This window comes from Tateyamaria sp. (assembly GCF_059783535.1).
In genome coordinates this window covers 19,812-33,582 of record NZ_JBYNDP010000030.1, presented here as the reverse complement: position 1 = coordinate 33,582, position 13,771 = coordinate 19,812, and the positions used below count along the sequence as shown (strand labels likewise).

Genomic DNA, 13,771 nt, shown 5'->3' with positions numbered 1-13,771 from the left:
CGGAAACCCTATTAGAGAAAGCCAGATCAGTGGCCCAGTAACAGGGGGCTAGACAAGCTTCCAACCGTTCGCAGTGTATTGGCCCGCTTCATCGGCTAGCAGGAAGGTGTAGGATTGCCCAAATGCTTGAATCTTGTTCAGGTTTGAAGGTAACTCAAGGGAAGTATAGAAAGGACTGTCCTTGACTGATCGCCCTGCCCGCCCGCTGACGCTGCGCGACGTATCCGCTGCGTCCGGCGTGTCCGAGATGACCGTCAGCCGTGTGTTGCGCAACAGGGGCGATGTGTCTGAAACGACACGGAAAAAAGTGCTCGAGGCGGCGAAGAGACTTGGCTACGTCCCAAATCAGATCGCAGGATCGTTGGCCTCTCAGCACGTCAACCTCGTAGCGGTCATTATCCCCTCGCTCAGCAACATGGTTTTTCCCGAAGTTTTGACGGGCATCAACCAGGTCCTGGAAGACACTCCGTTGCAGCCCGTGTTCGGCGTCACCGACTACATGCGCGACAAGGAAGAGCGCGTGCTGTACGAGATGCTGTCGTGGCGTCCATCGGGTGTGATCATTGCAGGGTTAGAGCACTCGGATGCAGCGCAAGCCATGCTGCGCAATGCCGGTATCCCGGTGGTCGAGATCATGGACACCGATGGTAACCCGGTTGACAACATGGTGGGCATTTCGCACCGGCAGGCCGGGTTGGATATCGCCAAAGCCATCCTTAAACAGGGGTATTCTCGCATCGGCTTCATGGGCACATCCATGCCGCGCGACCACCGCGCGCGCAAAAGGTTTGAAGGGCTCACCGAGGGCCTCGCCAAAGCAGGGATCGAGATTGAAGCCCGCGACTTTTACGAAGGTGGGTCTGCCTTGGCCAAGGGTCGCGAGATGACCAAAACCATGTTGGACGCGAACCCGGACCTCGATTTCCTTTACTATTCTAACGACATGATTGGGGCTGGCGGACTGCTTTACCTGTTGGACGAAGGGATCGACGTGCCCGGGCAGATTGGCCTGGCAGGGTTCAACGGTGTAGAGTTGTTGCAAGGACTTCCGCGCCAATTGGCAACCACTGATGCCTGCCGACTGGAAATTGGCCGTGCCGCTGCCGAGATCATTCGTGATCGGAATGCCGAAGGCGCCGCTCCTGCACCCAAGCACATCACGCTGACGCCAACCATTTCCTACGGCGACACACTGCGCCGCGCATTGCGGACGTGACGCCGTTCACGCTGACCAACACGCAGGCACGGCGCGTCTTTTTGGATCGTCATGCCCTTTCAGAGACACCAGGTGGACCGGCGCACGGGACGGCCCTGCACGACCTGATCACGCGGCTTGGATTTGTCCAGCTCGACAGTATCAACACCGTTGCCCGCGCGCATGATCTCATCCTGTTTTCGCGCAAGCCGAGGTATCGCCCCAAGAACTTGAAGAACCTTTATGAACGCGACCGCAGCCTGTTCGAACATTGGACACATGACGCAGCAGTCATCCCAGCGTCGTTCTATCCCTACTGGCATCTGCGCCGCGAACGGGACACCGCCCGGCTGCGCGAACGGTGGAGCGAATGGCGGCGCGATGGGTTCGAGAAAAAATTTCAACCCGTTCTGGACCAGATCCGACAGCACGGCCCTTGCTGTTCTGGCGACGTGGGCGATGGCGAGAAACGTGGATCGGGCGGCTGGTGGGATTGGCACCCGTCCAAGACAGCCCTTGAATACCTTTGGCGCAGCGGGGCCTTGCAAGTCGTCAAGCGCGAGGGCTTTCAGAAGTACTACGATCTGACGGAACGGGTACTTGATGCCCATACCATCGGAAACGCCCCGGATATCGAGGAAACCATCGACTGGTGTTGCCGCGAGGCTTTGGACCGGCTGGGTTTTGCCACGCATGGTGAGTTGGCCGCGTTCTGGGATCACATCAGCCCGGCAGAGGCAAAGGACTGGTGTGTATCAGCGCTTGCTTCCGGGCGGATTATGCAAGTGCACGTGACGGGCGCGGACGGGTCAACTCGTCCCGCATATGCGTGGCCCACATTGCTGGACGATCCATCCTTGGAACAGGTTCCGACGTCCCGGCTGCGCGTCCTCAGTCCGTTTGATCCGGCCCTACGCGATCGCAAACGGGCTGAGCGTCTGTTCGGTTTCGCATACCGGATCGAGATCTTTGTGCCTGAACCCAAGCGGACCTATGGCTACTATGTCTTTCCGCTGATGGAGGGTGATCGCATTGTGGGTCGGGTCGATATGAAAGCCCATCGTGCCGACGATGTCTTGCGCGTGCGTGCGTTGTGGCCGGAGCGCAAGGTGCGTTGGGGCAAGGGGCGGCAAGCCGCGTTCGAGGCAGAGCTGGACCGTGTTATCAAGTTGGCTGGTGTCAGTCAGATTGCCTTTGACGACGGCTGGCTTCGCACGGCGCTTTAGCGTTGCGCCCAAGGCTCAAGCCTCTAACGTGCGCACTATGGCAACCCTAAGCGCATACAGTCCCAAAGTCCGTTCCGTCGGGCTTGATGGAGTGCTTGTGACCTTTGGAGACACGGCAACGGATGAGGCCAATCGCGCGGCCATCGCCTTTCGCAGTGCGGTAGAGGAGCAGGGTTGGTCCGAAGTATCCGAAAGCAGTAGCACGCTGGTGTCGGCCTTCTTTCGAGTTGACTTAGCTGAGTACGGGTTCGAAGCAATCTCAGATAGACTACAGAGCATTCTGGCCACGCGGGCTTGGTTCGCGGCATCCTTGCCCGAAGGACGCGCCTTGTGGACCATTCCGGCGGTGTTTGGCGGCGTGCGTGCGCCGCAGTTTGACGAGGCGGCAGAAGCAGCCGGCCTAAGCGCGAAGGATGCATTGCGCGACCTGACCTCCACCCGGTTGCGTGTCCTGACGCTCGGGTTCGCTCCGGGCCAGCCTTATCTCGGCACGTTGGGCGAAGCGTGGAACATTCCGCGACAAAAGGAATTAACATTGAATGTCCCTGCCGGAGCGCTGGTGGCGGCGGTCCGCCAGATATGCCTGTTTGCCAAGGACACACCGACGGGGTGGCGACATGTTGGGCAATCGGCCTTTGCATGTTTCCGTCCCCGCGGGGAGACGCCCTTTCCCTTGGCTCCCGGAGACGAAATCCAGTTTACGGATATTTCAGCCGCCGAGCTGTCCCGCATTGAAGACACCGTAACGGACGGATCAGGCGGGGCGACCCGGACGGAGTTGGCATAGTGGGTGTGCTGCATGTCCGACAAGCTGGCCCCGGCGTTGCGGTACAGGATCTTGGCCGCACCGGGTTTCTGTCAAAGGGGCTGACACGAGGCGGTGCTGCAGACAGGTTGGCCGTACATGAGGGTGCTGCGCTGCTGCGCCAAAGCCCCGAGCTTGCCGTTGTAGAGATGGTCGGTACAGGTGGCACGTTCGAGGCAACCGAGGACATGCGCATTGCGCTGACAGGGGCTGAGATGACGGCCCATATTGACGGGGCTGCGGTGGCATGGAACGCCAGCCATGCACTTGCAAAGGCAAGCGTACTGACCATCGGCCCGACACGAACCGGGACCTATGGGTACGTGCATGTCGGCGGGGGATTTGCCACTGAACAAATGCTGGGGTCACGTGCGACACACCAATCCTGTGGCTTGGGAAACCTTATCGCTGCGGATGACGCACTGCCCATTGGTGCAGATCGCGATGGTGACGTTGGTCTTAAACTTCCTCGCGATGCCCGCTTTGATGGCGGGGCAGTTCGCATCGTTCCCAGCATGCAAACTTCTGATTTTGCGAAGGAAACGCGAGAGAGCTTCGAAGCGACCACGTTTCGCCGTGACCCACGCGCCAATCGCCAAGGTATTCGAATGGACAGCGATGGCGACGGGTTCGCCACACCCAGGGCATTGAGCATTGTCAGCGAAGTCATCGTGCCGGGCGACATTCAGATCACGGGTGACGGCACTCCGTTTGTCCTGATGGCGGAAAGCCAGACGACGGGGGGCTATCCGCGTATCGGGACCGTCCTTCCCTGCGATCTGCCGCGCGTAGCCCAAGCCCCTGCAGGCGCGGCCTTGCGGTTCCAGTTTGTGAGCCTTGAAGAGGGTGCTGCAATCGAAGCGCGCGCACGGGCCGCTTGGGCTGCATTGCCCAAGGCCGTGACCCCCTTAGTGCGCGATCCGGCGACATTGCAGGACTTGCTCAGTTACCAGTTGATCGGCGGCGTGGTGTCCGCCACGGATGCCCCATTGGACAAAGGATAAGGATATGGAAGTCGATCTGAATGCCGATATGGGCGAAAGCTTTGGCCCTTGGAAAATGGGTGACGACGCGGCCCTATTGAACACTGTCACTTCAGCCAACATCGCCTGCGGGGCGCATGCTGGTGACCCGGACGTGATGGCGGCGACCATGAGCATTGCGCTGGAACGTGGCGTTGGCATCGGGTCGCATCCGGGCTTTGCCGACATTCAAGGATTTGGACGGCGGCGGATTGATATGCCACTGAAATCACTTCAGAATTCCATCCGGTGCCAGGTCGGGGCGACGCTGGGTATGGCCAACGCGCTTGGGGCGAAAGTGCGCCATATCAAACTCCACGGCGCCTTGGGCAACATGACGTCCGAGAACGAGGACATGGCACGTGCCTGTTATGAGGCTGCTCTGTCCGCGCATCCTGACGCCATCATCATGGTGCTCGCCGCAACGGCGCAGGAGCGTGCAGCACGGTCAATTGGCGCGACTTTCGCCTGCGAGATTTTTGCCGACCGCGCCTACAATGATGACGCAACGCTCGTGGACCGGCGCAAGCCGGGGGCCATCATCCATGATGCTGACATCGCAGGGAAAAGGATGGTCGAGATGGTGAAGGCGCAAGCTATCATCACGGACACCGGCAAGCGGATTGATACGCCTATCGATACGATCTGCTGTCACGGGGACACGCCCGAGGCGGTCGAGATCGCAGCCTCGGTCCGGCGGACGCTGGAGGCGGAAGGGATCACTGTAAAAGCCTTTGAAGGGCGCACGGGTTAGCGTACGTGCACCGGTTTGTCGCCGAATAGCGGCACATACGGGTTAACACCATGAAAACAAGGGGATGGGCGATGCACCGGGCGTGCACCCCCTGTACACCCCTCGTACACCGCCGCAGCGCAGAAACTGTGAAACGGGATGGGTTAGCGCAGCGCGCGGTCCACTTGGTGAACAGATCGTTAAGGGCACTGCCCGCTACATAAGGCGCACCTGTGGTGCGCCCCGCACGTCAAACCAGTTCGGAATCCGTCATGATCTCGACCAGCGCCGGGCCATCGACGTCCAACGCCTTTTGCAATGCCTCTTCGATCTTGTCTGACGACACAACCTTTTCACCATGTGCCCCGCAAATCTTGGCAAAGGCGGCGAAGGACGGGTTGTGCAGGGATGTTTCCCAGACCGGCCATTCACCTGACTTCTGTTCCTTGGTGATCTTCCCCAGCTCGCCGTTATGCAAAAGCACGTGCGTGATATCCATGCCGTATTTGACAGCGGTGGTCAGCTCCATCGCGTATTGACCGAACCCGCCGTCGCCAGAGATCGAGATGATCTTGTGCCCCTTGAGCCAGTCGAAATCCTGTGTCGCCGCCCAAGCGCCCATCGCCGCCGGGAAACCGAAGCCGATGGACCCGAGATAGCCGGACATCAGAACGCGCTGACCCTTGGTCTCGAAATAGCGGCCGAACGAGTAGGTGTTGTTGCCAACATCCACGGCGATAATGGCATCCGCAGGGGCCACGCGGGACAGAGCGTCGAAAATCGCGAAGGCGTGGATGCCTTTCGCTGTCTCCTCCTCCATACGGTTGCGTTTCTCCTTGCGCCAGATATCCCAGCGTTCGGCAAGTTCGGTCACCTGATCATCGGCGTCGGCGGGACGTGCCAGTTGCGGTGCAATGGCCGCGCAGAACTCACCGATTTCGGACCAGATCGGCAGGTCGACGGGGTGGAATTTACCAAGCTGCATCCGTTCGAAATCAACCTGGATGATGGGTTTGGACGGCTCGATACCTGTGTGGTTCGAGAAGGACGTGCCTAGCGTCAAGATCAGGTCCGCTTCGTTCATGAACCAGGAGGCAATTGGAGTACCGGAGCGACCCAAAACCCCAGCCGCGTTGGGGTGACTGTCAGGCAGCAGTCCCTTACCCTTGAACGTGGTCAGCACCGGGGCACCAAGGGTTTCAGCGAGATTGGCGATTGCCTCCATATGATCCCATGCGCCATGGCCGATTACGAAGATCGGGCGTTTGGCCGCGTTCAGCAGCTTCAACGCATCGGCTACATCCGCATCGGATGGTTTAACCACAGCCCGCCCCATGCGTCCGTTCGGCTGAGACGCCGGAGCATCGGACGGGTTTGTCTGCATATCATCGGGAAAGATCAGGTGCGCCACATCCCGTTCGACCAGCGCATTCTTCATCGCCAGTGACACCAGTTCGGCGTGCTTGGAGGTGCTCAGCACGGTCTGGCTGAACCTGCTGACGGCGTCGAAGGCCGAGGACAAGTCAATGTCCTGAAATGCCCCTGGCCCGAAGACCTGCGTTTGCACCTGACCGGTCAGCGCCAGAACGGGCGCGCGATCCACCTTGGCATCCCACAGACCGGTCAGCAGGTTTGTCGCCCCCGGTCCCGCGATGGTCAGACACCCTGCCGGATGCCCAGTCAGCTTGCCGTATGCCGATGCGGCAAAGGCGGCTGCCCCTTCGTGACGGATACCCACATATTTCATCTCGCCCGCCTCGACCCGCATGCGGATCGCGTCGGCCAGTCCAAGGTTCGAGTGACCCACCATGCCAAAGACATGCTTCAGGCCCCAATTGACCATGCTTTCTGCCATCTGATCACTGACGGTGCGCACATGCGGCGGTTCGGGCTCGAGGCCTACAAAAATCTCATCCCCTTCAATCTTCAGCGGGTAGAGTTTCTGCCCCGTATCCTCGTGCCCGCCGGGAGGGGCGCCTGTGAGCGGATCAAAGTCCCACCCATGCCATGGGCAACGGATCCAGCATTTGCCACCTTCGCCCCGCTCGATCGATCCTTCGCCCAGCGGCCCACGCTGATGCGGACAGTGATTGTCGATCGCTGCCCACTGCCCATCGAAATGGGACAGGCAAATTGAGACGGTGCGTGCGGTGACCGTCTTAACCCGCCCTTCAGGCAAGTCGGATGTTTGCCCAACCCTGATCCAATCAAGCGTTTCAGTCATGCTATCCCTCCAGTTGGCGCGATCAGGTCGATCCATCGCCGTATGCCAGGTCAGGCTGACACAGAAACGTTTTGGGATCACATCACATTTTTCCGCGTCACCTTCAGATGCTGCGGGCGATCAATGTGGCAATCGCTGCTTCGAACCGGCTGGCGTCTTGTGCGGCCCGCGCGACGATCTGTGCCCCTTCGACCTGTGCCATGGCGGCGGCTGCTTCCGCCCGCGGATCGGACACATGTCGCAGGCTGCCATCAGCCTGCCCAAGGCGGAACACCGTTTCAAGCCACGCCGTGACATCGCGGTGAAACGCGGCAAGTTCGGCAATACTTGCCGCAGGCAGTGCAGTTTGTGTCACTGAGAGCGCGACACACAGGCATAGACTGCGCCCGCCGTCAGATGCTTGCCGATACAGGTTCAGGAACTGCAACAGGCGTGCGCTGGCCATGGGTTCTGCTGCCGAGATAGCGCGGAGTTTGTCCATGAACACAGCCCGGTAACGCTCCATCAATGCAAAGGACAGATCGGCCTTGGCCGGGAAGTGGTAGTGCACGGACGCCTTTCGGATACCCGCGCTGTCAGCGAGGTCTGCGAAGCTGAACCCGTCAAACCCACGCCGACGCGCAAACTCTTCAGCCTGGTCCAATAAGGCACTACGTGTATCCATTTATCTACCTAATGGTCAGTTTCAAAATTAACATATTTATTTGTCATGAGAAATCAATAAAGCTACAACTCTTGCAGAATGGATGTACTTACCTACCTAGTGGAAGGTAACCGCAATGGAGACCCAGTATGGAACTGAATGCTGATTTCACGCAGCCCGTGCGCATCTTGAACGCGGATAATCCTTGGCGGGCTTCACCCTCGGCAGGGGTCGAGCGGAAAATGTTGGATCGCATTGGGGACGAGGTGGCACGTGCGACCACAATTGTACGGTTTGCCCCCGGCAGCGCCTTTGCTCCTCATACCCATGATGGGGGCGAGGAATACATCGTGCTGGAAGGTGTGTTTCAGGACGAAGCCGGAGACTTCCCGGTGGGCACCTATGTGCGCAACCCGCCGACATCGCGCCATACGCCCAGTTCAGCACCCGGAGCCACCATCTTTGTCAAACTTTGGCAGTTCGATCCCGAAGATCGGCAGCATGTCCGCGTTGATATGAACACGGCGGAAACCGCAGTGGATCCAGCGCGCGATGGCGTGTCCACCGCGACCTTGTTCGAAGATGCCAATGAGCTTGTGGCCCTGGAGGTTTGGGCACCGGATGCATCCCATGTGTTGGAGACCAAGGACGGGGCCGAGGTGTTGGTGCTGGACGGAACCTTGACCGACGGTGACGCCTCCATGGGCGCACATGATTGGCTGCGCCTGCCCCCCGGCGGCCAAGCCACCCTGACCGCAGGATCGGAAGGTGCGCGGCTTTGGGTCAAGACCGGCCACTTGCGCCAGATGGTCGACGGGTGACAACGGCGCTGGTCATTGGCGCGGGGTTGGCCGGTTTGACGGCCGCGCTGCGGCTGCGTCAGGCCGGTCATGATGTGACCGTTCTAGAAGCCCGGGATCGCATTGGCGGGCGCGCCTTGAGCATGTCCGTCGCGCAGGGTGGCATTGATCTGGGTCCGGCATGGATATGGCCCGCTTATCAGCCGCGGGTCGTGGCACTGTTGAAGGAATTGGGCCTCACGACGCTTGCCCAATATGAAGATGGCGATTTCATCTTTGAAACAGCGGCGGAAACACAGCGTGGCGCGTTTCCACGGCGCTACAGCAATGCCGCACGTATTCGCGGCGGGGCGCAGCGGCTTTCCGAACAGCTAGCGGTCGCCCTGCCCCAAGGCACCATTCGATTTGGGCAGGTGGTACGTGCCATCGACTTGACGCATCGTCCGCATGTGAAGACGGAAAATGCGACATGGGACGCGGACGTGGTGGCGTGTGCAGTGCCTGGGCCCATTGTGTCCACGTGGGACGTGACCCCGGCGTGGTCCCCGGATGTTTCCAAGGCGCTCACCCAATGGCCCACATGGATGGCGGCACATGCCAAGCTTGTTGCGCTTTACGACAAACCGTTCTGGCGCGACGCCGGATTGTCCGGCGGTGCTGTCAGCCATATCGGACCACTGTTTGAAGTCGCAGATCAGTCTGACCCCGAGGCCGACGTCTTTGGTCTGTTTGGCTTCGTGGGTATTCCGTATAATGAACGGCAGGATCGCGAGATGCTGGTGCAGCAGTCACTAGGTCAACTGTCCCGGCTTTTTGGACCACAGGCGGCTCAACCAACGAAGGTCGAGATCATGGATTGGGCGGCAGAACCTTTCACCGCAACACCATTTGACCAGACGCCACCGCATGGACACCCGCCATATGGCGCGCCGGCACTGTCGCACCCCGTCGCCGATCGCTTGATCTTTGCCGGCGCTGAGGTTTCCCAACGGAACGGCGGGTTGATCGAAGGCGCGATTGAAACCGGGGAACGGGCGGCTGCGATGGTCAGCGCGGCATTGGTGAGCTAGAGACGCAGGTCGCTGTCAGCGGCATCGAACGCCGCCTTCATGTCGAACAGGACGCCCTTTTCTGCCAACAGCGCCCGCAGAGATGTCGCCCCTTGTCCAACCAGATCGTCGTGCGGCACAGCCAAAATTACTGCATCGTAGTCTGCCTGTTCTGGTAGATTGGTCAGTAGGTCAAGCCCATGCTCTTGCCTGACTTCGTCCGCATCAGCCCAAGGGTCGTAAATATCTGCGGCCAGCCCGTAGCTCTCCAACTCCGCCAGCATATCAACAACCTTGGTGTTGCGGATGTCCGCACAGTTTTGCTTGAACGTGATCCCAAGGATCAGAGCCCGCCCCCCGTGAACGCGCGCCTCGCGCTTGATCATTGCCTTGACCAAAAGCGACACCGCGTGCTGCGCCATACCATCATTGATCTCGCGCGCCATGCGGATGATGTCGGGGATGTGGCCCGCGGAAATCGATTTGTCGATCAGATAATACGGGTCGACCCCAATACAGTGTCCCCCGACAAGTCCGGGCGTATAGCGGTTGAAATTCCACTTGGTGGCCGCTGCATCCAGCACGGCGGCCGTGTCGATGCCGAGGTGTGAAAAGACGATCGAAAGCTCGTTGATCAGCGCAATATTCACATCGCGCTGCGTGTTTTCGATAACCTTGGCCGCTTCGGCCACGCGGATGGACGGTGCAAGGTGGGTGCCAGCCGTGATGATGGAACCGTAGAGCGCGTCGATCACCTGCCCCGCCTCGGGCGTTGAGCCTGAGGTGACCTTGGTGATCTTGGGCAGTGGGCGCTCCTTGTCGCCGGGGTTGATCCGCTCGGGACTGTAGCCCGCATAGAAGTCAGTGTTGAGGCGCAGGCCCGATACTTCCTCGACCACCGGCAGGCAGTCTTCCTCTGTCGCGCCGGGATAGACAGTGCTTTCGAAGATCACGATATCGCCGCGCTTGATCACTTCGCCAACGGTGCGAGAGGCCGCAAGCAACGGGGCGAGGTTGGGTTGGCGGTGACTGTCGATGGGGGTCGGGACGGCAACGATGTAGACGTTGCAGTCTGCGATGTCTGACAGCGTGGTGGTGTATGTCAGGTGGGTTGCCGCACACAGATCGTCCACCTCGCCAGTACTGTCCGTCCCGTCTTGCAAGCCCGCGACACGCTCGGCGTTCAGATCAAAGCCGATGGTGGGGCGTTGTTTCCCCAGTTCCACGGCAAGGGGCAGGCCGACATAGCCCAACCCAATCACGGCCACGCGCATCTGGTCGAGGGTTGGCAGGGGAGCTTGGGTCATGGTCTGCGCCTTTGTCTTGCGATCCCCTGCCTAGCGGGCCGGGCGGTACAGCGCAATATAGGCGCACCGAACGCGGGTCAGGCGGCAAGTCATGCACAATCCAGTGAGTAGAGCAGCCGGAGGCCTTTAGCCGACCGCGACTAGCGTCCCAGACCCGGCTGCTGATTTGATCGCTTCGATTGCCTGAACGGCGCGCAGGCCGTCGGCGCCGCTGACCAGAGGTGGAACCTTTCCTGCGATGACCTGTGCAAAATGCTCAATCTGATCTTTCAACGGGTCCGACAAGGGCAGAGGCACCCGTGTCTGATCCATGGGCGCCCACCAATCCGGGCCATCCTTTTGCGTCCACAGGCTGAGGTTGGGCAAGGACAGCGCGCCCTTTGTCCCACCAATAAGGTAACTGGATTGATCCGTTTTGGGATAGACCGGGTTTTCGCCCGCTGTCAGCTCCCAGCTCCATGGCCCAAGGGCCACGTCGGACAGATTGACAGTGCCCAGCGCGCCGTTGGCAAAGCGCAGGGTGGCAACCGTCACCTCCTCGGCTTCGGCCCCGCGCACCGCATTACTTTCCATCGCTTGCACATGGGTGATCGGGCCACAGAGATACATCAGCAGATCGATGTCGTGGATCAGGTTGATGAAGAGCGGCCCGGCCCCTGCCCCCTGCCGCCACGCCTGGGCATAGTAGCTGTCGGGCTTTGGCAACCAGCACGTGCCCTGCACCGTTGTTACCGTTCCGAGGGTACCGGCCGAAATTATTTGGTGCGCTTTGGCGACAAGCGGGTTGTAGCGTCTGTGATGGCCAACGAGGACAGGCACTTGGGCGGCCGCGGCGGCCTGAACAACTTGTCCGCCTTCCGCAGCTGTACCGGTCAGGGGTTTTTCAATTAGCATCGGACAGTGCGCTTCAATCAGCTCAAGAGCCATTGAGGCGTGTAGATGATTGGGAACCGCCAGAATGACGCCGTCGGATTGCGCGGCAAGGTCTGACAGACTGTTTGCTCTTGGCCAAGGCACCTCTTCCTTCAGCGCGGGATCAAAGACGGCAGAGACCGTAACCCCTTGCGCACGGTCGATTGCGTCCAAATGCTGACGCCCAATCAGACCGACACCCGCAACACCAATACGCATCATGCTTGCCCCGCCGCGACAGTGGCCATGATCCCTCGCAACTCTGCAAGCCCACGCATCCGTCCAATCAGGGGATAGCCCGGCAGGCTGTCACGCTCTCTGTCCATCAACAATTCCTGGCCGTGATCCGGGCGCATGGGAATGGCGTGGTCGCTGCGCCCGTCCGAGCGGCGGCGTGCTTCTTCCGCCATGAGTGCTGTAACCGTTGCAACCATGTCAGTGTCACCTTCAAGGTGTGCGGCTTCGAAGAAACCGGGGCGGTCCGGGTCCGGGGATGGCAAGCGTTTGGTATTGCGCAAATGTGCGAAGTGGATGCGCGGGCCGAGGCGGCGCACAAAGTCGGGGGCATCAAAAGCTTCGGCTACGCCGAGCGATCCCGTACACAGTGTTGCGCCGTTTGCGTCCACATTCACGGCTTGCAGCACTGTTTCATAGTCATTGGTCGAAGACATGACACGAGGCAGGCCTAGCAGTGAAAACGGCGGATCGTCCGGGTGACAGCAAAGACGCAGGCCAAGCCGATCCGCCAGAGGAGCAACCTCCGACAGAAAGTCGATCAAGTGGCCACGCATTTTCTCAGCATCTATCGCGTCGTATGTCGACAACCGTCGATGTACGTCATCCAGCGTCCAGCCATCATTCGCGCCGGGAAGCCCTGCGATAACTGTGCGGCTGAGCCGCGTCTTGTCCGTGTCATCCATCCGGGCAAAGGCTTCGGTTGCGCTGGCCTGCACTGCGTCCGAATAGTCGTCGAAAGCGCTTGGACGCTTCAGAATGAACAGATCGAAAGCTGCAAAATCGGCCAGATCGAACAGCATGGCCGTGCCGCCATGTGGTTGTGCGGCATGGGTTTGGGTGCGTGTCCAATCGAGGATCGGCATGAAATTGTAACAGATGGTGCGAACGCCAGCCTGCGCAAGCGCGGCCATGCTGGCCTTGTAGCTGTCCAGATGCGTAGCGATGTCGGCACTTTGTGTCTTGATCGTCTCAGACACTGGCAGGCTTTCCACCACCTCCCATGTCAGGCCCGCCGCTTCGATCATCGCCTTCCGATCTTGGATCGCTCGCGCAGTCCATTCCACACCGGGGGCGAACTGGTGCAAAGCGGTGACGACGCCGGTTGCCCCGACTTGCGGCAGGTCGGACAATTGTGTTGGATCATCGGGCCCAAACCAGCGCCAGCATTCAATCATGGTTGCCATCCTCCGTGCATTGGATGGCGCGCTTCTAGCGGCAAAGCAATCCGCGTTCCCTCACGATGCGCGGCATAGATCGCCGTGACCAACTCGATCGAGGCCGCCCCTTCGATCAGAGTGACGGCAGTGTTCGGCATGTTGTTCAAAGCCTTCCCCACCTCTGTCAGGAACCCGGCAAACCCGGGCATGTTACCCGATGTCGCTTTGCATATCGCGTCCACCTCGTTCTGCCGTTCGGGATCGCGCGCCCGGAACTGCCAAGTGCCTTCAGCGGGAGCATACGGATTCGTATGCGACGTCGCAGTCAGGTGTTCATACACCAGCCGCAGGCGGGTTTCATCTGATGCAGCGCCGAGGGTAATGCTGCTGGTCGCCAAAGCGCCGCCTTCCAGCTCAAAGATCAGGGCGGCAGTATCTTCGGTCTCGATCGGGTTGACGAG

12 protein-coding genes and 1 pseudogene are annotated in these 13,771 nt (G+C 60.0%); 7 read left to right on the top strand and 6 right to left on the bottom strand.

Annotated features, from left to right (window positions below):
* Window positions 1–181 precede the first annotated feature (181 nt).
* The 5 genes from AC6RA8_RS08350 to AC6RA8_RS08330 are packed head-to-tail and all read left to right on the top strand — an operon-like array spanning window position 182 to window position 5,002.
* A complete protein-coding gene (locus AC6RA8_RS08350; protein WP_500351954.1) occupies window positions 182–1,216 on the top strand; it encodes a LacI family DNA-binding transcriptional regulator in 1,035 nt (344 codons plus the stop codon).
* On the top strand, window positions 1,213–2,421 hold the full coding sequence (locus tag AC6RA8_RS08345) for a winged helix-turn-helix domain-containing protein (RefSeq protein WP_500351953.1): 1,209 nt from the start codon (window positions 1,213–1,215) through the stop codon (window positions 2,419–2,421). The genes AC6RA8_RS08350 and AC6RA8_RS08345 overlap by 4 nt, the downstream gene beginning before the upstream one ends.
* 37 nt (window positions 2,422–2,458) lie before the next feature.
* Window positions 2,459–3,208 (top strand): 5-oxoprolinase subunit B family protein, encoded by a 750-nt coding sequence (locus AC6RA8_RS08340; protein WP_500351951.1) that lies wholly within the window; start codon window positions 2,459–2,461, stop codon window positions 3,206–3,208.
* Entirely contained in the window at window positions 3,208–4,230 is a 1,023-nt protein-coding gene (locus tag AC6RA8_RS08335) for a 5-oxoprolinase subunit C family protein (RefSeq protein ID WP_500351949.1), read from the top strand. The genes AC6RA8_RS08340 and AC6RA8_RS08335 overlap by 1 nt, the downstream gene beginning before the upstream one ends.
* Before the next feature lie 4 nt (window positions 4,231–4,234).
* Window positions 4,235–5,002: a LamB/YcsF family protein gene (locus AC6RA8_RS08330; RefSeq protein ID WP_500351947.1), complete on the top strand. Its 768-nt coding sequence runs from the start codon at window positions 4,235–4,237 to the stop codon at window positions 5,000–5,002.
* Window positions 5,003–5,231: 229 nt separating this feature from the next.
* On the opposite strand, the gene AC6RA8_RS08325 is transcribed toward AC6RA8_RS08330, so the two are convergent.
* Entirely contained in the window at window positions 5,232–7,205 is a 1,974-nt protein-coding gene (locus tag AC6RA8_RS08325) for a thiamine pyrophosphate-dependent enzyme (protein WP_500351946.1), read from the bottom strand.
* A 103-nt stretch (window positions 7,206–7,308) separates the two neighbouring features.
* Complete coding sequence (locus AC6RA8_RS08320; protein WP_500351945.1) at window positions 7,309–7,869, bottom strand: TetR/AcrR family transcriptional regulator; 561 nt, start codon at window positions 7,867–7,869, stop codon at window positions 7,309–7,311.
* Between the two features lie 128 nt (window positions 7,870–7,997).
* Between AC6RA8_RS08320 and AC6RA8_RS08315 the strand changes: the two genes are divergently transcribed.
* Window positions 7,998–8,669 carry a cupin domain-containing protein gene (locus tag AC6RA8_RS08315; protein WP_500351943.1) on the top strand — a complete coding sequence of 224 codons (672 nt, stop codon included), beginning with the start codon at window positions 7,998–8,000 and terminating at the stop codon, window positions 8,667–8,669.
* Window positions 8,666–9,718 carry a flavin monoamine oxidase family protein gene (locus tag AC6RA8_RS08310; protein WP_500351942.1) on the top strand — a complete coding sequence of 351 codons (1,053 nt, stop codon included), beginning with the start codon at window positions 8,666–8,668 and terminating at the stop codon, window positions 9,716–9,718. The genes AC6RA8_RS08315 and AC6RA8_RS08310 overlap by 4 nt, the downstream gene beginning before the upstream one ends.
* Here AC6RA8_RS08310 and AC6RA8_RS08305 read toward each other — a convergent pair.
* The 4 genes and pseudogenes from AC6RA8_RS08305 to AC6RA8_RS08290 form a co-directional block, all read right to left on the bottom strand.
* Window positions 9,715–11,004, bottom strand: coding sequence for a nucleotide sugar dehydrogenase (locus tag AC6RA8_RS08305; RefSeq protein ID WP_500351940.1), 1,290 nt, complete (start codon window positions 11,002–11,004; stop codon window positions 9,715–9,717). The two genes, AC6RA8_RS08310 and AC6RA8_RS08305, sit on opposite strands and share 4 nt — an antisense overlap.
* Window positions 11,005–11,130: 126 nt before the next feature.
* Window positions 11,131–12,138, bottom strand: a complete 1,008-nt coding sequence (locus AC6RA8_RS08300) for a Gfo/Idh/MocA family protein (protein ID WP_500351938.1) — start codon at window positions 12,136–12,138, stop codon at window positions 11,131–11,133.
* Window positions 12,135–13,328 (bottom strand): mannonate dehydratase, encoded by a 1,194-nt coding sequence (uxuA, locus tag AC6RA8_RS08295; protein WP_500351956.1) that lies wholly within the window; start codon window positions 13,326–13,328, stop codon window positions 12,135–12,137. The genes AC6RA8_RS08300 and uxuA overlap by 4 nt, the downstream gene beginning before the upstream one ends.
* Window positions 13,325–13,771 (bottom strand): annotated as a pseudogene (locus tag AC6RA8_RS08290) (Gfo/Idh/MocA family protein); the annotation flags it as partial. The pseudogene AC6RA8_RS08290 and the gene uxuA, both read right to left, overlap by 4 nt.